The sequence below is a fragment of the Streptomyces sp. ML-6 genome (genome assembly GCF_030116705.1).
In the GTDB taxonomy this organism is placed as follows: domain Bacteria; phylum Actinomycetota; class Actinomycetes; order Streptomycetales; family Streptomycetaceae; genus Streptomyces.
Genome location: NZ_JAOTIK010000002.1, coordinates 79,225 through 99,788 on the forward strand (window position 1 = coordinate 79,225; position 20,564 = coordinate 99,788).

A 20,564-nucleotide genomic window follows, 5' to 3' on the forward strand; every position below is an offset into this window, starting at 1 on the left:
CCCATCGGACACGACCTAGCCGCAATACCGGTGCTTTAGGGCTTAATTCGTGGGGTTGGGGATGTTTTGGTGGGTTCGACGAGGGTGACGGCGGGGGTGGCCGGGCGAGGTGGGTTGTTGTGTTCGGTGCGTTTGAGTGCCCAGTTGGACATTTTGCGTTTGATCACTCGCGGGTTGGACCGTAACCGCCGTGGTTCCAGGAGGCGTTCGGTGATTTCACGCAGGGTCTGCTTCAGTGCCCGGGTGAGCCGGGAGGGGGGAAAATCCCGCCTGGCTGGTGGTCTGCCGGCGGACGACGCGCAAGGTGCGGGTGAAGGACATCCGGTCCGGATCCTCCCTCTCCTGCCGGGCGGCCTGGTGCATGAGGTCGCGCAACGCGTGGTGCACGAGGAGGAACGCGAAGATCTCCTGCTCGGCCCCGACCGGATACTGGGAGCGCAGGACGAATCCGGGTCCGCCCAGGTGGATCTTGATCTCGTCGAAGGTCGTCTCGATCTCCCAGCGTTCGGCGTAGAGTGCAGCGAGCTCCACGGCCGGTGCGGTGGCCGGGTCCAGGAGTGTGGTGACCAGCCGGTAAACGGCGCCCTCCCCACCTGGGTCCAAGGCGTATTCGATGACGCGAACCTGTGCCGGGTCGGCCCGCCGGTTCTTGTCCCGGGCGGCAACGATCTCCGACAGATACGAGCCATCGGGCAGCGCGGCCACCACGGGCAGGACCGCGTTGCTCCGGACCCGCCACAACAGGTCCGCGCCGGTCGACGCGGCGGCCCGCCACAGATCGAAGCCGAGGAAGCCCCGATCCGCCAGGAGCAGCATTCCTCTGGTCAGCGAGGGGAACAGGCGGCGGGCCAGGGCCGTCTCATGCACCGCCAGTGGCGCGACGTCGGCGGCGAACACGGCGTGGGTGCCGCACTCGACCAGGGCCACGGCCCTGGCCTGCGGATACGCGCTCCTGCCCTGGCCACGCCCCGTTCCCGGCCGTCCGAAGAAGGCGGCGTTGGCCTGCGTATCGGGAAGGTCGAAGGTCGTCCCGTCCACCGACACCAACCGCAGACCCCGAAACCACGCTCCCGTCGTCGCCGGGAGCGCCACGGGTCGGCAGACCCTGGCGAACAACGCCTTCATCGGTTCCGCCCCCAGCCGCAACCGGGCCCGTCCGATCGCCCCGCTGGTGGGCACCCGCCACGTCTTCGACCAGCGGCGTTCCCGTTCCAGGCCCTGAGTGAGGAGCCGCCCGACCTCCTCATACCCCTGCCCCGAGAACAGGCACATCGCCAGCACGAAATACATCACCACCCGAGCGGGAAGCAGACGCTGACGTTCCTCGGTGCGTCCGCACTCCGCCACCACCTCATCCACCAGCTCCGGCGGAAACGCACGCGTGAGCACTCCCAGGGCGATGCGATCCGAAAACCGATCGCCCTCAACTACCTTCAACTGTCCTGGCCTTGGCATACCAACTCAACGAGCCAGCGTCGGCAAAGTCACCGGTATTGGACCTAGCCGCGAAGTTCCAGGCGTTGTTCCCGCACTTGGACGAGCGTCAACGCCGGTTGGCCATGGGGGCTGAGGCCCGGTCACTGGGGCACGGCGGGATTCGGAAGGTGGCCCGCGCCGCTGGCGTGCGTGAGGGCCCCGTGTCCCGCGGAGTGGCAGAACTGGAGGCCGGGACAGCGCCGTTGGGTCGGGTCCGCCGGGAAGGCGGAGGCCGCAAGCGCGCGGTAGACCTCGACCCGGGACTGCGGCCCGCCCTGCTGGCCCTCGTCGAGCCGGACATGCGGGGCGATCCGATGTCGCCCCTGCGCTGGACGACGAAGTCAACTCGTCACCTGGCCGGCGAGCTGACCAGGCAGGGACACCACATCTCGGCGGAGACCGTGGCCGACCTGCTGCGCGAGGAGGGCTTCAGTCTCCAGGGCAACGCCAAGACCATCGAAGGCAAGCAGCACCCGGACCGCGACGGCCAGTTCCGATACATCAACGAGCGGGCCAAGGAGCACCAGGCCGCCGGAGACCCGGTGGTCAGTGTCGACACCAAGAAGAAGGAGGTGGTCGGCAACTACAAGAACGCCGGCGGCGAATGGCACCGCGAGGGCGAGCCGGTCCAGGTACGGACTCACGACTTCCCGGACCCGGAGCTGGGCAAGGCCATCCCGTACGGGATCTACGATCTGGCCGCGGACACCGGCTGGGTCAGCGTGGGGACCGACCACGACACCGCAGCGTTCGCCGTGGAATCCGTCCGTCGCTGGTGGAACAGCCAGGGCCGCGGCGTCTATCCGCACGCACGGCGACTGCTGATCACCGCGGACGCGGGCGGCTCGAACGGCTACCGCACCCGCGCCTGGAAAGCCGAACTCGCCGCTCTGGCCCTGGAGGCCGGCCTGGAGATCACCGTCTGTCACTTTCCTCCAGGTACTTCAAAGTGGAACAAAGTGGAACATCGGCTGTTCTCCCACATCACCATGAACTGGCGCGGCAGGCCCCTCACCAGTCACGAAGTCATCGTGAACAGCATCGCCGCGACGCCCACCCGCACCGGGCTGACGGTGCACGCCGAACTCGACACCACCCCCTACGAGACCGGAGTCCGGATCGGCGACCGGCAGATGAACGCCCTGCCCCTGCACCGCCACGAGTGGCACGGCGACTGGAACCACACGCTGCGACCCGAGGCATACGCCCAGGTCAGTGACGCACCGGACCCCTTCGACCAGCCCAGCCCCGACCTTGCGTGGCTGTGTCACCCGGCCCTGACCGGAATGCCGGCCGAGGAGTGGGACACGCTGATCACCACGCTCACCGCCCTCCACGAGGACCAGCGGGAAGCACACCTGGACAAGCGGCGAGGCCACCGGCCCCGCCCGGCGGCCCCGGGCACCGGCCGGCGCCCCGTCCTCACCCTCGCCGACCGGCTCCTGGCCACCCTCCTCCATTACCGGCTCGGGCTCCCGCAGGTCGCCGTCGCCCGCCTCTTCACCGTCACGCCCTTCACCATCAACCGGCGCATCCGCGACATCCGCCAACTCCTCGGCACGGCCGGATACGTCATCCATCCCGCTGACCAGCAACTCACCACCCTGGAGCACCTTTACGACCACGCGAGCGCGGTAGGCATCACCCCGCTCAAGATCAAGACGGCGAGTTAATGATCCGCAGGCCCTAACCACCCGGCCTTGGGTAAAGGCCCCTTGAGCCAGAATCCGTTCCCGTGTACAAAACCAACCTCGCATCAACATGAGGTCAAAGAACGCTCCCTGCTCGGCGCTTCCCTGTGGCGTGCGGGGTTTCAGCACGCGGAAGGCGCGGAGGACCGGAACCCGTTTTCCCCGCGCCACGCCGGCAGTTCGACCCGTACGACGAGGCCGCCGGCGGCCGGCGGCCGCGCCGTGACGGTGCCGTGGTGGCCGCGCACGATGGAGCGGACGATCGCGAGGCCCAGGCCGTGACCGCTGCGGTCGCTGGCCACGCGGGGGCGGGCCCGATAGAACGGCTCGAACAGCCGGTCCACCACCTCGGGGTCGATGGTCGGACCGGTGTTGGCGACTTCCAGCACGATCGTCTCGTCCACGCGGTCGACCCGCACGTCGACGGTGCCGTCCGGCACGTTGTGAGTGTGGGCGTTGGCCACGAGATTGACGACGAGTTGGCGCAACAGCGTCTCGCTGCCCTGCACATTACAGGGTTCGAGGGTGTCGACTGTGACGGTGAGCGTCACATCGGCGGCGTCGGCGCGGCGTTCGGTGGTGACCTGTTCCGTCAGGTCCGCCACGTCTACCGGCCCGGTGTCGTGGATTTCCGGCTCCGCCGCTGCGAGCCGCAGCAATTCCTGCACGACCTGGATGTTGCGCTCGTTGGTCTCGCGCAGCATCGGCACCAACTCGGCGAACTCCTCCTTCGATGTACCGCCGTCGGCCATCTGGAGAATCGCCCGGGTCGTTGCGAGCGGCGTCAGCAACTCGTGCGAGGCGTTCACCGCGAACCGCTGATGCGCCGCGAACGACTCCTCCAGACGCCCCAGCATCGTGTCGAAGGTGTCGGCGAGCTGTTTCAACTCGTCGTGCGGGCCCTGGGCATTGATGCGGTACGCGAGATCGCCCTCGCCCGCCTTGGCCGCCGCCCGGTTGATGGTGTGCAGCGGCGCGAGGAGTCGCCGCGACAACAGCCACCCCGCGCCAAGACCGACGCCGAGGACCACGGTCACACCGCCGATGGACAGCGTGAGAACCGTCGACCACACGTCTTCCTTGTCCCGGATGGGACCGGACACGTCGATGGTCCTGCCCAGCTCGGGCGACGAGGTCGGTGTGTCCGTAGGCGTCTGCGAGGGCTCCCTCGGCACCACGTTCGGCAGGGTCGCCTCCGATTGCGGCACCAGTACCGGCGTCGAGAAGTCGTACGTCGGCAGGAAGCGGATCCCGATGTAGATGATCGCCACCATCAGCGCCGAACAGGCCGCGAGGGCGGCGCCGAAACCGAAGAAGAGCCGGGCGTGGATGCTCAGCGTGCGTGGCCGGAGCCCCCGCCCGATGCGGCACCTCACACCGCGCCCAGGCGGTAGCCCGCGCTGATCGCGGTGTGCACGAGCTGCGGCTCGCCGAGCTTCCTGCGCAGCGTGTGCACCACCAACCGTACGGCGTTCGTGAGCGGATCGGCATGCGCGTCCCACGCCTTGTCGAGCAGATACTCGGCGCTCAACACACCGCCGTCCGCGCGCATCAGCAACTCAAGCACCGCCATCTCCTTCGGCGTGAGCCTGACTTCCACACCACCGCGCACGACCCGACGGCGATACGTATCGAAGCTCAGATCAGCGACCATGAGGATCGGAGAATGCGCCATGGGACTACGCCGATACAAAGCCCGCAGACGAGCGACGAGTTCGGGAAAGTCGAAGGGCTTAGCAAGATAGTCGTCAGCACCGAGGCCCAGGCCCTCCACCTTGTCGCCGAGCCGGCCCGCCGCCGTGAGCATCAGGACACGGCAGTCCAGGCCCATCTCCACGATGCGTCGGCACACCTCGTCACCGTGCACCCCCGGCAGATCCCGGTCCAGGACCACCGCGTCGTAGTCGTACACCGTGACCCGCTCCAGGGCCGTCGCGCCGTCGTGGACGACATCGACGGCGATGGCCTCACGCCGCAGCCCGAGCTCCAGGACGCGAGCCATGTACTGCTCGTCCTCGACCACCAAAACCCGCACGTCCGCCAAACCTTTCGCCGTTCCTGAGAATTCTCTCAAAACACCGGCCGGGCCCGAAGGGATTCCGCCCGTTTCCCAGCGTTTCCGTCACGTTTATCAGACGCGGTATTTGATCCGTGTATGGGAGAGCGTGCGAGCCGCCATTTTGCAAACGTCACTCAAAACGTCGGCTTCATAGCGTGCCGTCCATGAACCTCTTCAAACGTGCGTGGTGGCGGCTCACCGGCACCCCGGGCAAGACACTGATGCTGGTCGGCCTGTTCTTCGTCATGTGCACTCTGGTGCTGTCCGGCTTCCTGATCCAGTCGGCGGCGGCGCGCGCGGCCGACAGTGCCAAGAGGAGCGTGGGCGCGGTCGCCACGATGCAGCTCGACGTGAACGGGCTGCTGGCGTCCGGCCAGAACGACGGCCGCCGGGGAGGTGGACAGATCCCCGGCACCATCGGGTCGGCCGGTGACCTCAAGCGCGACCTGGTCGACAGGATATGCAAGTCCTCCGTCGTCGCCGACTGCAACTACACGGCCGAGGGCGCGGCCTTCCCGACCGAATCGACCAAGCTCTCCCAGCCGGTTCCGCCGCCGGCCGGCCAGGACATCACCGGCACCGACCTGTTCAAGGTGGATGGGGTCCGCAAGCTCGACGAGGTGGGCGCCTTCCGCAACGGCGACTCCGAGATGATCGCCGGCAAGGGCATCGGCCCCGACACGAGGAACGACGAGATCGTCGTCGAGGAGCGGGTCGCCAAGGAGAACAAGCTCAAGGTCGGCGACAAGGTCAAGCTCAAGAAGGGCGACCTGAGCAACGGCATGCCGACCGAGGAACACGAGTTCAAGGTCATCGGCATCTACAAGAACAGCACGGCCCCCACCGGCCAGTACGTGCCCGCGATGATGGACCCGGCCAACCAGGTCTACACGAACATCGAGGGCGCCAGCCTCCTCGGCGGCAAGACCACCGACGGAGGCGGCACCCTCGAGTCGGCCACCTTCAAGCTGAACGACCCGAGTGACCTCGGCCGTCTCAAGGAGGACGCGAAGAAGGCGGGCGCCGACCTCCAGATCTTCCCGGTCGCGGTCAACGACAAGCAGTACAAGACCCTCGTCGGTCCCATCACCAAGACCGCGAGCTTCGCGACCGTCACCGTGTGGCTCGTCGCCGTCGCCGGCACGATCATCCTGGCCCTCATCGTGGCCTCCAACCTGCGCGAACGCCGAGGTGAGCTGGGCATCCTGCTCTCGCTCGGCGAGAAGAAGCCCAAGCTCCTGGGCCAGCATCTCGTCGAGGTCGTGGCCTGTGCCGTCCTCGCGATCGGCTTGGCCGGGGTGTGCAGCCAGTTCGTCTCTGCGGCGATCGGTGACAAGCTGCTCGCCGGCGAGGTCGAGTCGGCCAACAAGCACGCCGAGAACGAGGGCCTGCAACGTGACCCCAGCGACCCCACAGGTATGCGAAACAAGGGCGACGATCAGCCCGAGATCGACCCCATCGACTCGCTCGACGTGAACCTCGGCCCTGCCGACATCGCCAAGGTCGGCACCACCGGCCTCGGCATCGCCGCCCTCGCTACCCTCGTCCCCGGCGCGCGTGTGCTGCGCCTGAACCCGCGCGACATCCTCACGAAGGGCGACTGACGTGACCGCCTCTCCCACCGTCGACATCACCGCGCGGGGCGGCATGACCGCGCCGATCCTCGAACTCGCCGACGTGAGCCGTACGTACAGCACCGGCAACCGGCGTCGCGTGGTCCTCAAGTCCGTCTCCTACGCCTTCGAGGCCAGCCGCATGTACGCGATTGTCGGCCCGTCCGGTTCCGGCAAGTCGACCTTGTTGTCCCTGGCCAGCGGACTGGACGCGCCTACTTCGGGCCATGTCCGTTTCAAGGGTCAGGACGTGGCGAAACTGGGCCTGGGCACGTACCGCAACCGGCACGTGGCCACGGTGTTCCAGTCGTTGAACCTGCTGACCTACATGAACGCCGTGCAGAACGTGACCTCCGCCATGGAGATCACCGGCGTCAAGGGCGGCAGCCGGAAGCAGCGCGCCAACGAACTCCTCGACCTCCTCGGTATCGAGCCCGGCGATCGGGGGCGACGTACGCTCCAGCTCTCCGGTGGTCAGCAGCAACGCGTGGCCATCGCCCGGGCGCTTGCCTGCGAGGTCGACATCCTCTTCGCCGACGAGCCGACCGGTGCTCTCGATCACGAGACCGCCGCCGGGATCATCGAGGTCTTCCAGAAACTGGCCCACGAGGGCAAGTGCGTGATCGTCGTGACCCACTCCAAAGAAGTCGCCGCCGCCTGCGACGAGACCCTGATCCTCAAGCGCGGCAAACTCGTCCCGCAGGGCTGATCCTGACGTGGCGCGGGCCGTGGACCCGGCGCCCCCTGTCGTCGCGTTTCCCGCGCGGAGATGGGCGCCGGGGCCACGGCCGTTCGCGCTTGCGCGGATCCGGCTCGTTCCGCCCTCTTGTGACACCAGTGATCGCCGGCAGAATCGGCAGTACGCCGGGCGCAGCCGAGCCGCAGAGGGCAGTCGGAGGAGAAATCCACGAAACTGCCCCGTGATGCTTTTCGCGGTCCTGCAAGAGGGTCGCTGGCCTCCGGGCCCGGCATGACTGTTGCCCCCCGCTGATCACCTGGGACGTCTCGGTGACTCGGCCATCTCCCGCGCCCGCCTGTATGCGGCGGGTGCCCGCAGAAGAAGGGGGATGCAGGTCGAGCCGCCAGGTGGCATCTTCGCCGAACCCGACGACCACGGGCTCGGACGCTCCCGGGGCGGGCTGACGACCAGGCTCCACCTGGCGGTCGAGCCTGCCCAGAAGCCGATGTCACTTGTGATCACTGCCGGGCAGCGCGGTGGCTCGCCTCGATTCCAAGTGATCCTGGGCGTATCCGGGTGCCCGGGCTCGGGCCGGGCCGCCCGTGCCCCGGCCGGACAGGGGTTCGTGCGGGGCAGGCCTACGGCTCCCGCGCGAACCGCACCTACCTGCGCAAGCACGGTATCCGCATCCGCTGCACGATCCCGGAGAAGTGTGACCAGATCGCCAACCGCAAAAAGCGCGGCTCCTCGGTGGCCGGCCGCCGAAGTCCGGCATGGCCGACTGCAAAGAGCGCCATGCGATGGAGTGCGGCATCAATCGCCTCAAGCGTCACCGCGTGGTCGGTGAGGTCGACTCGGGGCGCCCTGCCGATGTCTCCACCAGCGGGTTTCCCCGAGCCGCCTCCCGAACCCGGCGTGCCCGTCTCCGGGCACCGGGCTCTCCACAAATCCCGTTTCGGGATGCTCAGTTCCTCATGTCATAGTGAGCCACGGGGTCGGGATGAGTGTTCCCCGGTATCGGTATCTGGTCGTGCTCACCTTTGCCGGGTTGAACAATTCCGCTTCCTCCGTGGCAGGCCACCAGCCACCGCCGTAATAGCGTCGACGGAGCTGCTTCCAAGTGATCCCGGGATGCTTGCGCCGGATCCATCGCGTCATCCTCATCCACGTGTAGTGGCTGAGGTAACAGAAAGCGACGTTCGACACTCCGGGACGGAAGTACGCGCACCATCCCCGCAACACCGAGTTCAGCCGGTGGAGCAAGGACTCCAGCGACAAGCCGACGTTCTGCCGTCCGGTCAGTTCCTTCACCTTGCCCGTTGCGGAACGCACTGACTTCCGTGCCGGATAGGTGTAGATGTATTGCCGGTCAGTGCCCGGTTTCCGGTGGCGCTGGATGCGCCATCCGAGAAAATCAAGGCCCTCGTCAATGTGCGTGATCTTTGTCTTCTCCACCGACAGGCGAAGGCCCATCGGCTTCAACACCTCCGCGACCTCGTCGCGTAATTCCTCGGCATGCTCACGGCGCCCGAAGACAAGCACGAGGAAATCATCCGCATACCGGACCAGCCGATAGTTGGGCAATCCCCGGCGCCGTCTCCTGCGCCGATCCTCGGAGGTGCCATCTGATCCTCCAAGCCCCTGGGCGATGTGCTCGTCCAGGACCGAGAGCGCGATGTTGGCCAGCAGCGGCGAAGGATCCCGCCCTGCGGGGTTCCGGTGCGTGTGTCCGTGAAGGCTCCGTCCCGGGACAGGATCCCGGACTTCAAGAACGCCTTCACCAAGGACAGCACCCGCTTGTCCCCGATTCGATTCCTCACCCGCTCCATGAGAGCCGGGTGCGAGACCTCATCGAAGCACGCCGTGATGTCGCCCTCCACCACCCACTCATATCCGTGGCTGGCGAGGTAGCGAGTCTCGGCGATCACGCCATGAGCCCGGCGATTCGGGCGGAACCCATAGGAACACGGGAGGAAATCCGCTTCGAACACCGGCTCCAGCGCCAGTTTCAAGGACGCCTGGACCACTCGGTCCACCACGGTCGGAATCCCAAGGCGACGGAGTTTGCCGTTCGCCTTGGGAATCATCCGCTCACGCACGGGGACCGGCCGGAAACTGCGGTCTCTGATCTGATCCCGCAACCTGCCGAGAAACATCTCGACTCCTTGCCCGGCCTCAATGGAGCGGGCGGCCCGGCCTCAATGGAGCGGGCGGTCTTCCCGTCCACACCGGCCGTGCGGGCACCCTTGTTTCCCCGGACACGGTCCCACGCCACCAACAGGAAGGCGGGATCGGCCACGAGGTTGAACAGATCGTCGAACTTGCGATGAGAATCATCAGCAGCCCAACGGTGCAGCTTGGTCTGGATATCCAGTACCCGGCGTTCGGCCTTCATAAAGGCCCATTCCAGCTCGTCGGAATTCACCGGCGACCACCCCCTGGCATTCCAGCATCCTTACTGCCGACTTGCTGACCCCCTTCCCTCTGTGGCCGGCTTTCCCGGCCTCGGAGTACTACGGAGTCTCCGTCCTGCCCGACGGCCATCAGCCGGCGATGGGCCTGCCCTCCACCGGACTGGAGGTCCGGCTTGGGGTGCCCGCGGGCAGTTCCCACGTTCACCACGGAATCAATCGACGGGTGAGGTGCTCAGCTCTACCCCGGCAGCATCGCCCCGCTTACGCCGCAGGCTTTCGGCGTGGCCTCCTCACCGATACGTGGAATCGGCTTCGGAGTCGACCACCGGCTAGCGGTGGTCGTGCACTGCATCCGGCCCAGATCCGCCAGGTTCGAGCCGGTGTCGTAATTACGGGGCGTCAAGCACTGATTCCTCGCGTGCACCTTCCCGTCTCACTAGCCGGACCCGGACCGTCTGGCAGTGCCAGCCCGTCCCGACGTTGTCGGGGCTGCTTACCGCTCGACTCGGCATCCCCCGAGCCGAACTTCCCCCAGCTTCAACCAGGTTGCTGCGACAACCCGGCGGTGAAGGTCTCTCACCTCACTCGATTCCATGGCGCCTCGTGGCGCACCCACGAGATACGACAAGCTCGCCGTCCGCTACGAGGCGACCGTGCCGGTCTCAGCCAACAACGAGTGGCTGTGACCAGCACCTTCGAAACGCACCCCAGAAGGGTTCCGCGGCCCGGAGGAGGCCTTGCGGAAGGGAGCTGAAGCGACTGAAGCGGCTGTCGAGCATACGCGCTGAACTACTCCGAGCACCCACCGCAGATTTCGGGGACCTGCCGGTCCAGCGGTCAGATTTCCGCGTCGAGGACGTCCGACCGCGCCGCGCCTTCCGCGCTCCCGTCGGGCCGGGGCAACGACATCTCCGCCCAGATGACCTTTCCCTGGGGGGTGTAACGGGCGCCCCAACGCTCGGCCAGTTGTGCCACGAGAAACAGGCCGCGGCCCCCTTCGTCCATCGCGGCGGCATCGCGCAGATGGGGCGAGGTGTTGCTGCTGTCGGCCACCTCACAGGTCAGGGTGCGGTCGTACAGCAGTCGTACGGTGACCGGCGCGGAGCCGTAGCGGATGGCATTGGTGATCAACTCGCTGAGCAGCAGTTCCGTGGCGAACGCAAGCTCGGACAGACCCCAGTTGTCGACCTGCTCTGCCACGGCAGCGCGCATTCCCGCCACAGCGGCAGGATCGAACGGCACGTCCCAGTCGGCGACATGGTCGGGCGGGATCGCCCGCGCCCGGGCGATGAGCAGTGCCACATCGTCCTTCGGCCGATCCGGCAGGAGCGCGTCGAGAACCGCCTGGCAGCTCTCCTCCGGCGACCGGTCGGGATGGCACGCCAGGGCCTGACGCAGCAGCTCGATCCCCACGTCGATGTCCCGGGTGCGGTCCTCGATGAGCCCATCGGTGTAGAGGACGAACTGCGTGCCCTCCGTCACCTCCAGTTCGGCCGTCTCGAACGGCATGGCGCCCAGGCCCAGGGGCGGGCCGGCCGGCAGGTCGGGGAACGACACACTGCCGTCGGGCCGGACCAGTGCGGGCAGTGGGTGCCCTGCACGGGCCATGGCGCAGTGGCGGGAGACGGGATCGTAGATCGCGTACAGGCAGGTGGCCCCTACGATTCCCGCATCGGCGGCGGTTCCCGCCTCCTCCTGGTCGATGCGCCCGACCAGGTCGTCGAGGTGGTGGAGGATCTCGTCGGGCGGCAGGTCGAGTGTGGAGAAGTTGTGTACGGCCGTACGCAGTCGTCCCATTGTTGCGGCCGCGTGCAGGCCGTGGCCGACGACATCCCCGACGACCAGCGCCACCCGGCTGCCCGGGAGAGGGATCACGTCGAACCAGTCGCCGCTCACCCCGGAGATTGCGGGCAGGTAGCGATGGGCGACGTCGAGCGCGCTCTGTTCGGGCAGGGCCCGCGGGAGCAGGCTGCGCTGCAGAGTCACGGCCATGGCGTGCTCACGGGTGTACCGGCGGGCGTTGTCGATGCTGACGGCTGCCCGCGCGACCAGCTCTTCGGCCAGGGACAGATCGTCCTCCTCGAACGGCTGGGGCTTCTCGGAGCGCCAGAAGTTGGCCATGCCCAGGATGACGCCCCGTGCCTGGAGGGGGACCGTGATGAGCGAATGGATGCCGTAACCGACGATCATTCGTGTTCGCTCCGGGTCCTGGGCGAGCCAGCCGGGTGTGGTGGACAGGTCGGGCACCAGCTCCGGCCGACCGGTGGCGAAGGCCCGGGCCTGGGGTGTGGAGGGGAGAAAGCTGATCAGCTGGCCGACTTTGTACAGGGGATGGTCGTCCCGGATGCCGTGTACAGCGGTGCGGTGCATGCCCGTGTCCGTACTGGTCGGCTCGTCACCGTGGAGGACCGGTTCGGCCAGATCGACGGTTGCGAAGTCGGCGAGCCGGGGGACCGCGATCTCGGTCAGTTCGTCGGCCGTGCGCACCACATCGAGCGTGGTGCCGATACCGAGGCCCGCGTCGTACAGCAGGTTCAGCCGCTCGCGGGCGTTCTCCGCCCTGCCGGACAGCACCCGCAGTTCTGTGGAGTCACGCAAGGTCGTGACTGTCCCCCGGGGGCCACCGTGACGATCCGTGGGCCGCTGGTTCACCGCGAGCAGCTGGCCCCCCACGAGATGCACTTCGTCCGTGGCCGCGCGCCCTGAGGCCAGCAGCTCCACCATGCCGGGATCAAGGCTGGACAAGTCCGAGATGCGTCGCCCCTCGGCGTCGACCGGCAGATCCAGCAACCGTCTGGCCTCGTCGTTGGCCAGCAGCAGTCGGCCGTCCTTGCTGACGATGAGCACACCTTCGCGTACGGCATGCAGCACCGCGTCGTGGTGCTCGTACATGCGATTCATCTCGGCAGGGCCCAGACGGTGGGTCTGCCGCCGCAGCCGCCTGGTCACCAGGGCCGTTCCGACCGTGGCCACTCCGAGCACGATCGTTCCTGCGCCGAGGATGATCGGAATCTGCCGCGCCACCGCTCCGGTCACTTTCTCGATCTTCACGCCGGCGGCCACCAGGGCGACGACCTGCGAGTGATCGTGGACGGGGACGATCGTCTGCGCCTCGCGGCCGAGCGGGCCGTTGACCGTCTCGGTGTACACGTGGCCGGCCAGCGCCGGTGCGATGGTGGCGACGACCCTCTTCCCGATCAGCTCAGGCCGGGGATGCGTGTAGCGGATCCCGTTCGTGTCCATCACCACGATGAAATCGACGCCCGCCGCCTTCCGCCCCGCCTCGGTGAGCGGCTGGAGCACTCTGGAAGGATCAGGAGCCTTCAGCGCGGTCAGGAGGACCGGTGAATGGGCGAACGTCTGCGCGACGGCGACGGAGCGGTTTCGCGCCTCCGTACTGCTGGCGTGCCGGGCCTGCACTACGAGTGCCAGCACCGAAGCAGCCACGAGGAGCACGACCACAACCACCTGCAGGGCGAAGACCTGGCCTGCGAGGCTCCGGGGGCGTTTGCCCGTGAGTGACCGCATCTGTGCGCTCCGGAATCGGCCGAAACGACTAACCCAGTGCTCTTTGTAACACCGCGAGCTCGAAGGTGCGTGCGGTCAGGGCTCGCTCGGAGGCGGTACCGCGCGTCGGCCCGACGACAATCCGGCAGCAGCGGAACCGGCTCGGCGCCAGGGCAGTACGGATTCAACGCCAGGAGTACGGATACCGTCGGCCCGGATCGGCGGGGAGGACCCGGTCTGGTGGCCCTGGCCCACCACGGACGGCTGGATGCCCTCCGTGATGATGAGGCCTGCCGAGGCGCGCTGGGCGTAATACTCGGCGACGAGATCCGTGGTGGTGCCGCCCTCACAGGCCAGGCCGCAGGTTATCGGAGCACCGCAATGTGGTGGGCGAGACGGGTACCACACGGGCGATCATGCATGCTTCAGAAATACGCGGCCGACCAATTACTTGCGTTCCGCGTCCCTGCGGTCCGTTACGACTCGGTACGCGATAGCCGGGGCCGTCAGAGCGATTCGATGGGCCCTGGCGATCCTGCGAGACTGCTGGCATGACTGGCATGATCGTGGTCGGCGACTATGACCCCCGATGGCCCGAGCGGTTTGAGGACCTGCGGCAGCGGCTTGCACCTCATGCCGCGGACCTGGCTGTATCCATCGAGCATGTCGGAAGCACAGCCGTGCCCGGATGTGCCGCCAAGCCGATCATCGACCTCGACATCGTGGTGGCCGAGGAGGCCACCATGCCCGCGCTGATCTCCCGGCTTTCCGAGCGGGGCTACCGGCACGAAGGCGATTTGGGGATTCCGGGGCGGGAGGCCTTTCAAGCCCCTCCTGCGGCTCCCGAGCATCACCTGTACAGCGTGGTCAAAGGATCCAGACCCCACCTTGATCACGTCTTGCTCCGTGACTACCTACGTCAGCGGCCCGATGAAGTCCGGCGCTACAGTGCGTTGAAGGTGGCCCTCGCACAGCGGTTCCGCGCCGACAGCCAGGGCAGACGGGACTACTCGAGGGCGAAGAGCGCTCTGGTGGAGGAACTGGTCGCGAAGTCCTACGTCGCTCGGGCCGCCGGAGAACCGTGACGTGACGGTGGCCGCACGGGTTGGTGATGTCGACGCTGAGCTATTGTCAAATCCTGTGGATGACCGGACAGCCCGATGGCCGGTCGATCAAGCAAGCGGCTTGCGGTAGCGGACGTATTCGTTCTGCCGCCGGAACCCCACGCTCTCGTAGAGGTCGTAGGACCGGTGTGGATTTGCCGTGCCCGTGAACAGCCGGGCGATCGTTGCACCCTGTTCGCGAAGGCTTTGCAGCCCGTCCAGTAGCAGGGCCCGGCCGATTCCGAGGCGTCGCTGATCCGTCCGGATACTCAGCTCTTCTACCTCGCCCACGGTGTGGTCGTGACGGCGGATGGAGCAGAGGGCGACGCCGACCATGTCCTGCCCGTTCCAGGCAGCCCTCCAGCATGCCGGGTCGGCGGTGTCGACGAAGTCCTGGAACGGCCATCTCTGAGTGAAGCCGCTGTCCGCGTACGAATCGACGACCGTCCTCCAGGCTGCACGGTAGTGGCTTGTCCCGATCGGCCCCGTCCGTATCCCGGCCGGCAGTTCGTCGCCCGGCTCGGGCATCTGCTGCAGATCGCCCAGCTCCAGCTCGACCAGACTGAAGACACGTCGGTAGCCGGCTGCGCGCAGAAGTGCCGTGGCATCCTGCTCGGAGGTCATGGCGTTCGCGCCGATCACTGCCGTCCGCGCCGTTCCATGCTGTTTGACGAGCCGGCGGATCCGCTCTTCGGCCCAGCTCAGCATCTCTGAGCCGATGCCCTGGCCGCGATGCTCGGGCAAGAGGTAGCCGCGGTGCAGGTATAGCCACGTATCGTCCCGCTCCTGCCACCACCGGATCGTCGAGTAGCCGACGACGCTCCCGTCGCACACCACCAGGATCTGGTTCTTGGACGGCTCCTCCAACTTGGCAGAAGCTTCCGCGATCTCGGCTGCTGTCGGGAGCCCTTCCACAACCGACTGGGCATCGACCCGGTCCCGTTCAGCACACCCCCGCCGCACCGCAGCCATGGCGCCGTGGTCTTCGTCGCCGCGATACGGCCGGAACCCGAAGCCGACCGGAAGGTCCTGTCCTGCCGTGCCATCCAACATGACCGGATGATCTCGAACTTCGAGGCAGGCCCGCCACCCTATTCACGCCGCGGTCGTCTGCGGCCGTTCAACGAGCTGGCCGCGTTCGAAACAGGCCCCGGCGCGGACGAGGGCAACGAGGTGGGGTGCATTCACGGCTCGCCAGCGGGCCTGGGCGGCCTCGACGAGCTTGAAGACCATCGCCAGGGCGGCGGCCCGGGATCCGGCACCCTTGGTGACCTTGGTCCGCAGACGGACGGTCGTGAAGGTCGACTCGACGGGGTTGGTTGTCCGCAGGTGGATCCAGTGCTCGGCGGGGAAGTCGTAGAACGCCAACAGTTCGTCCTCGTTCGATGAGCTCCAGGGCGCGGGCGGCGTCGCGGCGGAGTTGCCGGTTCTCGTCGACGCGGTCCTGAAGAGCCGCGTCGCGGTAGGTGTTGGCGCTGTTCATGGTCGTGGCCCTTACTGCTCGGTGGTGGGCCCGTACTGGGCGTCGTAGATGCCGCTCATGACCAGGAATCCTTGATTGCGGTGGTGGCGGTTTCGGCATCCATCAGTGTGCTGCACGCGGTTCAGGATCAGGCAGTGGTCGTGGAGTAGTTCTTCGCGTTCAGGGTGTCTCATGAAACCGATGGCCTCGCCGTCGGCCCAGGTCAGCGGCTGGTGCTTCTCAGCGCCAGACGGCTTCCTGCTCCGCCTCGGTCACGGCAGTCGTCTCGGCGGCGGACACGGCCAGGGCCTCGGCCAGCTCCTCCCTCGCAATCAGAAGAACGTCCGCCACTGCTTCAAGCCGCGGCCGACGGCCTACCCCACGGAGGTTCGGTGGGGGTGCCGTGCGGTACGGGTGACATGCCGCATCTCAGCATGCCTCGGCGAACTGCCGCTTCCGTGCCGTCGTCGGCAGCGCTGTTCCCAGGTCGGTGCAGGTAACGCCACCAGTGAGGCAGCGCCCGTCCGGCTTGAGGACGTGTCTGCGTCTGCTGCGCTTGGATGCCGGACCAGGCACTTCGACGTCGGCATTCAGGCACCGCCGAATGCGTGACAGAGCCAGCCGTGCCCGGCCCGTACACGGCCGGTATGTCCTGGTCGGCCGGCCCGAGAGACTGCCTCGTCTGCGAACGGAGGGAGAGCGCCCCGCTCCTCCTGCGCGGCCGGGTGTGCAGGAGGTCTTGGTGGACCTGTCATTTCCAGGACAGGTCCACCGGGGTCCCGTGCCGGTGCCGCCGGGCAATCGTCGTCCGGGCAGGTGCGGCGGTTTACCCGCCCGAGCCCTGTTCAGGGCTGGTTGCGGAGTTTCTTCCGGTCCACCTTGCCCAGGGCGGTGAGGGGGAGCGAATCGGCGAGCCGGAGCAGTTTCGGGGCCCAGAGTGCGCCCTTGCGGGCACGGACGTGCTCCGTCAGATCGGCTGGGGTGGCCTGCTGTCCGGGGTGCAGGACCACGGTGGCGGTGACGGCTTCGCCCCAGTGCGGGTCGGGTGTGCCGTAGACGGCGCTGGCGGCGACGGCCGGGTGTGTGGCGAGGGCGTCCTCGACTTCGCGCGGGTAGACGTTGAAGCCGCCGGTGATGATGATGTCCTTGATCCGGTCGATGATGGTGATCAGGCCGGTGTCGTCCCGGCGGGCGACATCACCGGTGTGCAGCCAGCCTCCGTCGAGCGCGATTGCTGTCTGTTCGGGCTTGTTCCAGTAGCCGTCCATCACGAGCGGTCCTCGGACGCACAGCTCGCCGGGCTCGCCTGCCGGTACGTGCCTGCCGTGCGGGTCGAGCAGGGCGATTTCCACGCCGGGCATCGGCCGGCCGCAGCTGCCCAGGACGTTCGGGTCGTCGCGGTGCTCGGCCGGGTCCAGGACGGTCAGCGCGTTGGGAGCCTCGGCCTGGCCGTAGTGCTGGCTGAGTACGGGGCCGAGGAGCCGGTGTGCCTGGGCGAGGCGGGCGGGGTCGGCGGGTGCGGCGCCGTAGAGGACCCAGTTCAGCCCTGACAGGTCGGCCGTGGGGAGGCGGGGGTGGTCGAGCAGGGAGTACAACATCGTGGGGACGACGAACGTGGCGCTCACGCCGTCGCGTTCGATCGCGTCGATGACGCGGTCCGGGTCGAAGGAGGGGTGGAGTTCGAAGCCGGCGCCGTGGAGCAGGCCGGGGGCGACGAGGAGCCCGGCGGCGTGCGACATGGGGGTGGTGATCAGGAAGTGGGTGTCCGGTGGCCAGGCCCAGGTGGAGGAGGCCCAGGCGTTGGCGAGCAGGGAGCGGTCGCGCAGCATCACGCCCTTGGGTTCGCCGGTCGTGCCGCCGGTGTAGAAGAGGTAGAGGGCGGGGCCGCGCGGGTCGTCGGGGCCGGGGGGCGTGTCGGCGGCGAGGCGGTCGAGTTCGGCGAGGGTGATCACCTTGGTGCCGTCGGGGCGGGCGCGGGCGGCGAAGCGGGTGTCGTCCACGACCAGGTAGTCGGACGCGCTGTCGCGCAGGATGGTCCGGTCGGTGTCCGCGGTGGCCAGCGGGTGCAGGGCGGTGTAGCGCATTCCGGCCAGGCAGGCGGCGGCCATGACGGTGAACGCCTGCGGGTTCGGGCCGCACAGCAGGGCGATCCCGTCGCCGGGTGTGAGACCCAGTTGTCCGAACGCGGCCGCGGTGCGTTCGATCCGTTCCGCGGTCTCGCCATAGGTCCAGGTGTGCTTGGTCTTGTCGTCGCCGGTGAAGCGGAAGGCGGTGCGCTCGGGCCGTCTGCGCAGCGCCGACAGGATCAGGTCCGCGTATCCGGGTGTCATCGTGTTCTCCCCAGGATGGTCACGGAGGCCACCGCCTCCTCGATTCCGTAGAGGCCGCCGCCGTTCTCGGCGATGGCGATGCGCGCGTCGGGGACCTGGCGCTTGCCCGCCCGGCCGCGTAGTTGGGTGACCAGTTCGTGGATCTGCGCCAGTCCGGTGGCGGACACCGGGTGGCCGCGCGATTCGAGTCCTCCCGACGGGTTGACCGGGAGGGTGCCGCCGAGCGCGCCGGCGCCCGAGGCCGACCACGGTCCGCCGTCGCCGATCGGACAGAATCCCAGGTTCTCCACCTGCTGGATCTCGCCGAAGGCGGTGGCGTCGTGGACCTCCGCCACGTCGATGTCCTGCGGAGCGATGCCGGCCTTCTCGTAGGCGGCACGTGCGGCCCGGCGGCCGATGTGCCGTCCGGCGTCGTCCGCCTCCCGGTCGGTGCCCGACAGCAGGACACTGCTCAGCACCGCCACGGCCGACTCGTCATGGGTGAGGTCGGCCCGCGTCACGACGACGGCGGCGGCCCCGTCGCTGACCGGTGAGCACATCGGCACCGTCAGCGGCCATGCCACCCGCCGTGCGGCCAGGATCTCCTGCGTGGTGAACGCCCGGCGGAAGTGGGCTCGGGAGTTGTGGACGGAGTGGGCGTGGTTCTTCGCCGCGACCGCGGCCAGGTGGGTTTCGGTGGTGCCGAAGCGCTGCATGTGGGCGCGGGCCAGGGAGGCGTAGATCTCCATGAACACCGACCGGTCGCCGTCCACGGTCAGTTCGGGCGGCAGGGGGTCGGTCAGGGCGGCGAGCGCGGCCAGGGTCTCCTCGCGGTGGGCGACGTCCATGGCTCCGTCGAACACCGCCAGTCCCTGGGCGGGGTCGGCGCAGACGAGCTTGTCCACGCCGACGGCCAGGGCGGTGTCCGACAGGCCTGCCCGTACGTGGGCGATCGCCAGCCACAGGGCTGTGGCGCCGCCCGCGCAGGCGTTTTCCACATTCACTACGGGTACCCCGGCGAACCCGTGCGGGCGCAGGGCGACCTGGCCGGGGATCATGTGCTGGCCGTCGATCGCCTTCTGGCTGACCGTGGCGTGGAAGACGGCGCCGACATCGGCCGGGGCGAGTCCGGCGTCGCGCAGTGCCTCGTGTGCGGCCTGGCCGGCGAGATCGCCGGCGGAGCGGTCGAGGTGGCGGCCGAAGGGGGTGGCGCCGACGCCGAGGATGAGTGCTTCGCGGTTCATGACACGACCCGGTTGCGCAGCACGCCCAGGCCGGAGACTTCGAGTTCCACGGTGTCGCCCGGTTCCAGGAAGCGGCCGTGTTCCAGCCCGCAGCCGGTGGGCACGGTGCCCGAGCACAGGACCTCTCCGGCATGCAGCCGGGTCGACCGGGAGGCGAATGCGATCATGTCGGCGAAGCTGTGGTGCATGTCGGCGGAGGTGCCCCGGCTGACCTCCTCGCCGTTGATGCGGGCGGTCATCGTGAGCCGGTACGGGTCGCCGAGCTCGTCGGCGGTGACGATCCATGGGCCGAGGACGTTCGCGTCGGTGAAGTCCTTGCTCTTGCTCAGGCCCAGGCCCGTGGCGATCTCCTCCAGCTGGGTGTCTCGGGCGCTGAAGTCGTTGAAGATCAGGTAGCCGAAGATGTGCGAGGGGGCGTCCGTCGCGGGGATGTCCGTGCCGCCGCGGCCCAGCACGCAGGCGAACTCCAGCTCGTAGTCCCGCACCGAGGAGTAGGCGGGCCAGTGGATGTCGCTGTCGTGGCCGGTCACGGAGAGCCGGTTGGTCACGTAGTACAGCGGGCGTTCGAGCATGATGGCGGGAAGTTCGACCTGGTCGGCCGGGATGCCCTGGATCCGGGAGCGGGCATTGCGGAAGTGATCCATGAAACTGCCGAAGTCCCGGATCTGCACGGGCTGGGGCAGCGGGGACAGCCAGCGCACCTCGGACGCGGCGACGACCGCTTCGGGCGGGACTTGTTCGGCGAGCCGCTCCAGGGTCTGCCGCACGGGTTCGCCGCCCTCGATGATCGCCTGCATGGTGGTCAGCGCGGGGGCGTGCTCACCGGTCACCAGGCGGTGGGCGCGGTCGAGCAGCAACAGGCGCTCGCCCTGGTCGAGCACGAGCGCGGTCCGCTCGACACGGTCGTGCTCCACGGTTGCGAGTTTCACAGCCGGTTCCTCTTCTCAGCAGGAGCCGGGGATCAGATCCTCAGCAGGGGCTGGAAGATCAGATCCTCAGCAAGGGTC

15 protein-coding genes and 3 pseudogenes are annotated in these 20,564 nt (G+C 68.0%); 4 read left to right on the plus strand and 14 right to left on the minus strand.

Annotated elements, in window-relative coordinates:
- Positions 1-216: 216 nt before the first annotated feature.
- The gene (locus tag OCT49_RS34365; RefSeq protein WP_283856073.1) at positions 217-1,455 is read right to left on the minus strand and encodes an IS4 family transposase; all 1,239 of its coding nucleotides are present in this window, start codon (positions 1,453-1,455) and stop codon (positions 217-219) included.
- A gap of 104 nt (positions 1,456-1,559) precedes the next feature.
- Between OCT49_RS34365 and OCT49_RS34370 the strand changes: the two genes are divergently transcribed.
- Positions 1,560-3,149: an ISAzo13 family transposase gene (locus OCT49_RS34370; RefSeq protein ID WP_502963500.1), complete on the plus strand. Its 1,590-nt coding sequence runs from the start codon at positions 1,560-1,562 to the stop codon at positions 3,147-3,149.
- Positions 3,150-3,289: 140 nt separating this feature from the next.
- On the opposite strand, the gene OCT49_RS34375 is transcribed toward OCT49_RS34370, so the two are convergent.
- The gene (locus tag OCT49_RS34375) at positions 3,290-4,441 is read right to left on the minus strand and encodes a sensor histidine kinase (RefSeq protein WP_283856074.1); all 1,152 of its coding nucleotides are present in this window, start codon (positions 4,439-4,441) and stop codon (positions 3,290-3,292) included.
- A gap of 98 nt (positions 4,442-4,539) precedes the next feature.
- Positions 4,540-5,202, minus strand: a complete 663-nt coding sequence (locus OCT49_RS34380) for a response regulator transcription factor (protein WP_283856075.1) — start codon at positions 5,200-5,202, stop codon at positions 4,540-4,542.
- A 188-nt stretch (positions 5,203-5,390) separates the two neighbouring features.
- On the opposite strand from OCT49_RS34380, the gene OCT49_RS34385 reads away from it, so the two are divergent.
- Both OCT49_RS34385 and OCT49_RS34390 read left to right on the plus strand, forming a co-directional pair.
- The gene (locus OCT49_RS34385) at positions 5,391-6,830 is read left to right on the plus strand and encodes an ABC transporter permease (RefSeq protein WP_283856076.1); all 1,440 of its coding nucleotides are present in this window, start codon (positions 5,391-5,393) and stop codon (positions 6,828-6,830) included.
- Between the two features lies 1 nt (position 6,831).
- Complete coding sequence (locus OCT49_RS34390; protein ID WP_283856077.1) at positions 6,832-7,548, plus strand: ABC transporter ATP-binding protein; 717 nt, start codon at positions 6,832-6,834, stop codon at positions 7,546-7,548.
- Between the two features lie 942 nt (positions 7,549-8,490).
- On the opposite strand, the gene OCT49_RS34395 is transcribed toward OCT49_RS34390, so the two are convergent.
- The 5 genes and pseudogenes from OCT49_RS34395 to OCT49_RS40215 form a co-directional block, all read right to left on the minus strand.
- Complete coding sequence (locus OCT49_RS34395) at positions 8,491-8,991, minus strand: group II intron maturase-specific domain-containing protein (RefSeq protein ID WP_502963515.1); 501 nt, start codon at positions 8,989-8,991, stop codon at positions 8,491-8,493.
- Positions 8,974-9,674: pseudogene (locus OCT49_RS40210) on the minus strand (reverse transcriptase domain-containing protein); the annotation flags it as partial. The gene OCT49_RS34395 and the pseudogene OCT49_RS40210, both read right to left, overlap by 18 nt.
- Positions 9,602-9,943: a hypothetical protein gene (locus tag OCT49_RS34405; protein WP_283856078.1), complete on the minus strand. Its 342-nt coding sequence runs from the start codon at positions 9,941-9,943 to the stop codon at positions 9,602-9,604. The pseudogene OCT49_RS40210 and the gene OCT49_RS34405, both read right to left, overlap by 73 nt.
- An 826-nt stretch (positions 9,944-10,769) precedes the next feature.
- Positions 10,770-13,460 (minus strand): SpoIIE family protein phosphatase/ATP-binding protein, encoded by a 2,691-nt coding sequence (locus OCT49_RS34410; protein WP_283856079.1) that lies wholly within the window; start codon positions 13,458-13,460, stop codon positions 10,770-10,772.
- A gap of 129 nt (positions 13,461-13,589) precedes the next feature.
- Positions 13,590-13,861: pseudogene (locus OCT49_RS40215) on the minus strand (oxidoreductase); the annotation flags it as partial.
- Positions 13,862-13,990: 129 nt separating this feature from the next.
- Between OCT49_RS40215 and OCT49_RS34420 the strand changes: the two are divergent.
- On the plus strand, positions 13,991-14,524 hold the full coding sequence (locus OCT49_RS34420; RefSeq protein ID WP_283856080.1) for a GrpB family protein: 534 nt from the start codon (positions 13,991-13,993) through the stop codon (positions 14,522-14,524).
- 87 nt (positions 14,525-14,611) lie between these two features.
- On the opposite strand, the gene OCT49_RS34425 is transcribed toward OCT49_RS34420, so the two are convergent.
- From OCT49_RS34425 to OCT49_RS34450, 6 genes and pseudogenes are all read right to left on the minus strand, one after another.
- Entirely contained in the window at positions 14,612-15,595 is a 984-nt protein-coding gene (locus tag OCT49_RS34425; RefSeq protein WP_283856081.1) for a GNAT family N-acetyltransferase, read from the minus strand.
- A 42-nt stretch (positions 15,596-15,637) separates the two neighbouring features.
- Positions 15,638-15,931: pseudogene (locus OCT49_RS34430) on the minus strand (transposase); the annotation flags it as partial.
- A 105-nt stretch (positions 15,932-16,036) separates the two neighbouring features.
- Positions 16,037-16,198, minus strand: coding sequence for a hypothetical protein (locus OCT49_RS34435; RefSeq protein ID WP_283856082.1), 162 nt, complete (start codon positions 16,196-16,198; stop codon positions 16,037-16,039).
- Between the two features lie 651 nt (positions 16,199-16,849).
- Positions 16,850-18,334, minus strand: coding sequence for an AMP-binding protein (locus OCT49_RS34440; protein ID WP_283856083.1), 1,485 nt, complete (start codon positions 18,332-18,334; stop codon positions 16,850-16,852).
- Entirely contained in the window at positions 18,331-19,557 is a 1,227-nt protein-coding gene (locus OCT49_RS34445) for a thiolase family protein (protein WP_283856084.1), read from the minus strand. Before OCT49_RS34445 ends, OCT49_RS34440 begins: the two co-directional genes overlap by 4 nt.
- Entirely contained in the window at positions 19,554-20,486 is a 933-nt protein-coding gene (locus tag OCT49_RS34450) for a fumarylacetoacetate hydrolase family protein (protein ID WP_283856085.1), read from the minus strand. The genes OCT49_RS34445 and OCT49_RS34450 overlap by 4 nt, the downstream gene beginning before the upstream one ends.
- Positions 20,487-20,564: the final 78 nt, after the last annotated feature.

What these genes read in the sequence shown, in the direction of transcription:
- OCT49_RS34365 (WP_283856073.1), bottom strand. Translation starts at nt 1,455, where the DNA reads ATGCCAAGGCCAGGACAGTTGAAGGTAGTTGAGGGCGATCGGTTTTCG.
- OCT49_RS34370 (WP_502963500.1), top strand. Translation starts at nt 1,560, where the DNA reads ATGGGGGCTGAGGCCCGGTCACTGGGGCACGGCGGGATTCGGAAGGTG.
- OCT49_RS34375 (WP_283856074.1), bottom strand. Translation starts at nt 4,441, where the DNA reads ATGGTGGCGATCATCTACATCGGGATCCGCTTCCTGCCGACGTACGAC.
- OCT49_RS34385 (WP_283856076.1), top strand. Translation starts at nt 5,391, where the DNA reads ATGAACCTCTTCAAACGTGCGTGGTGGCGGCTCACCGGCACCCCGGGC.
- OCT49_RS34395 (WP_502963515.1), bottom strand. Translation starts at nt 8,991, where the DNA reads ATGGGCCTTCGCCTGTCGGTGGAGAAGACAAAGATCACGCACATTGAC.
- OCT49_RS34410 (WP_283856079.1), bottom strand. Translation starts at nt 13,460, where the DNA reads ATGCGGTCACTCACGGGCAAACGCCCCCGGAGCCTCGCAGGCCAGGTC.
- OCT49_RS34420 (WP_283856080.1), top strand. Translation starts at nt 13,991, where the DNA reads ATGACTGGCATGATCGTGGTCGGCGACTATGACCCCCGATGGCCCGAG.
- OCT49_RS34425 (WP_283856081.1), bottom strand. Translation starts at nt 15,595, where the DNA reads ATGTTGGATGGCACGGCAGGACAGGACCTTCCGGTCGGCTTCGGGTTC.
- OCT49_RS34435 (WP_283856082.1), bottom strand. Translation starts at nt 16,198, where the DNA reads ATGAGACACCCTGAACGCGAAGAACTACTCCACGACCACTGCCTGATC.
- OCT49_RS34440 (WP_283856083.1), bottom strand. Translation starts at nt 18,334, where the DNA reads ATGACACCCGGATACGCGGACCTGATCCTGTCGGCGCTGCGCAGACGG.
- OCT49_RS34445 (WP_283856084.1), bottom strand. Translation starts at nt 19,557, where the DNA reads ATGAACCGCGAAGCACTCATCCTCGGCGTCGGCGCCACCCCCTTCGGC.